Source organism: Lacinutrix sp. YIN62, from assembly GCF_057219185.1.
Genome location: NZ_JBXVVH010000058.1, coordinates 1 through 2,385, shown reverse-complemented (window position 1 = coordinate 2,385; position 2,385 = coordinate 1). Strand labels below are relative to the sequence as shown.

Sequence of the window (2,385 nt, the reverse complement as noted above, 5' to 3'; positions counted from 1 at the left end):
TCGCAATTGCTAAATCAGGATTAATATATGATGAGACTTATAGAAGTACGTTAGTGAAAAATTAATGAGTTTTTACTTGTTTTTATCCACAGTTCTTTGTTAGGTGCTTTTTTTATTCTTTCGTAACGTTTAACTTTTGAAAAAGCTTTGTGTCTGAATTTTTGACTATACATTTTATTTTCAATCAGTTTTTTAAGTCTTTTTTCGAGTTCAGAATTAATTTCATTTTCTTCTAGCCATTCAATTCCCAGTTCCGCCCAATATGTTGATATACCAAAACTTATATTAATTATTTCGAATTGTAAATCAGAGACTTTAATGTCAGATTCTAAATTTGATTTTTCTATTTTATTATTCAAATAAGAAATAAAATCATTCCTATCCATCTCTAAAATAGGAAGAATTCCTAAAGCTCCTCCTTCCTCAAGTGATTTCAAACCTTCTGCTGTATCCGCGTACCATATTCCATTTTCATCAACACCCGCAAAATAACCAGTTTCGTCAATATCAAAAATGGGATTCCAATTAATTAATTTTCCAGATTTTGTTTTTTTCAATTTAGATTTTTTTCATTGCACCTAACGTTAAATATATGGTAAGTTGGGAAGAAAACAAGTTATTGTTTTTGGTTTAGCCACAAGCCAAATCTTTTTTATTTTGTTTTAATTTTTCTCTTTTAATACCAAATCAAAAGATTTGGCGACTTTACAAATAGACAATAACCTTTCGATTAAATATTAATCGCTCAATTTACTATATATGATGTTAGGTGCTTTTCATTTTTCAAATTCATATTTATCATTCCGATATTTCATAGCGAAATCAGTTCCATTATCATAATCCACTGGATTTACATAGGATATAACTCCAATATCAGAATTCAAGAAATTTTTTAGCCTTAGATAATATTCAGATTCCGTTGTAAGAGTTCCATTAAAAGTCAAGCTAAATACAATTTGATTATCATTTGTAATATTTGCTCCAACCATTAGTTTGTTAGAGTTTTCAATATATTTATTCCAGTAGAATGTTTGGCTTACATTTAGAGATTTGACGTAACAACTTATCATTTCATCCTCTGATTGAAATTCATAATTTTCATTATCTGGTTTTCCAGTATAATCAAGATTTATCTTTTCATAATTTGGAATAAACTCATTAAGAACAGAATAAATCAGTTCTTTTGATTTATACTCGACAAGTACTTGACAGATTATATCTCTTATAAATTCTTCTTCTTCCATTTTGTATGGGAATTGCACCTAACGTTTTTGTATAAGATTAGTGTGGGAGGTAGACAAACTTTATTTTGTCAGCCGAGCCACTGAGCTTATACTTATTTTATGTTTTTATCTTGTCGACCTAAAAATAATTAAATAAGAATAAGCGACAATATAAACAGACCTAAAACTTTGGGAAAACCATAAAAACCACATTAATTTTATACGGTGTTGTAGTGCGTTTTTCTTTTTTATTCAATTATGTTTCGATGAATACTCGTATTATATTTTTGAATCTTGTGTTTTCTTTTGTCAATTATAGTATCTTTTCTTTTTTTAAAGTCAATTTTGAAAATTCCATAATCAGATTTTACAACTTTCATTTCGAAGGATTCATTCATTTTTATTTTCAATCTGTCTATTGTTTCTAAAGTCAATTGTTCTAGTTTATGAAAAACTGTGTCATTCTTCACAAAATAAAAGTATACAACATCTTGACTAGTTGTTCTCCCTTTACTAGTATTTGGTTCTAATTTTTCAACTGTTCCGTATGTTGTAAACGATTCTGTTTTTAATCTTTCTTTTCGGTTTTGTCCATTAAAATAAATCAACACAAAAAAAGGTAAAGCAACGAGTAAGATATATCCGATTTTCTTTATGGAATTTGGTTCTTTCTTTTTAGATTTCCTTTTTCTTTTTTTTTTCGTCATTTTTATTAATAAAATTATCTAGTTTTTAGTGGGTTCTCAAATGCACTACAACTATTGTATAAGTGTAATACACTTGCACTTATATTCCTTATGCAATATAGTTTATTTTAATACATATAATGATAGCCAAAAGGAGATTATTAAGCCGTGCTAGGCATTACGATTGGGGTTTCCCTTAAGAAAGTAGATTTAATAGCCGTTTATAAACAGTTGTAGTCGTTTATAAACGTTTAAAAACAGCTAAATATTGCTGCTTAATGAATAAGTTATTTTCAGAACTATTTATAATCGTTTATAAATAGGCTGTTATACTTGTATTAAAAATAAGGCATAAAAAAAATCCTCAACATTAAATGTTGAGGATTTCTAAAAAAGGCGACGACCTACTCTCCCACGATTGTAGTACCATCGGCGCTAATGGGCTTAACTGCTCTGTTCGGAATGGTAAGAGGTGA

At 28.3% G+C, this 2,385-nt stretch carries 3 protein-coding genes and 1 rRNA gene; all 4 read right to left on the bottom strand.

The window, feature by feature from the left end; genetic code table 11:
• Window positions 1-50: 50 nt before the first annotated feature.
• On the bottom strand, window positions 51-557 hold the full coding sequence (locus AC2D8I_RS16080; protein WP_484707127.1) for a hypothetical protein: 507 nt from the start codon (window positions 555-557) through the stop codon (window positions 51-53).
• 219 nt (window positions 558-776) lie between these two features.
• A complete protein-coding gene (locus tag AC2D8I_RS16075; protein ID WP_484707126.1) occupies window positions 777-1,244 on the bottom strand; it encodes a hypothetical protein in 468 nt (155 codons plus the stop codon).
• A gap of 227 nt (window positions 1,245-1,471) precedes the next feature.
• Complete coding sequence (locus tag AC2D8I_RS16070; protein ID WP_484707125.1) at window positions 1,472-1,930, bottom strand: hypothetical protein; 459 nt, start codon at window positions 1,928-1,930, stop codon at window positions 1,472-1,474.
• A gap of 370 nt (window positions 1,931-2,300) precedes the next feature.
• Window positions 2,301-2,385 (bottom strand): 5S ribosomal RNA (gene rrf, locus AC2D8I_RS16065); the annotation flags it as partial.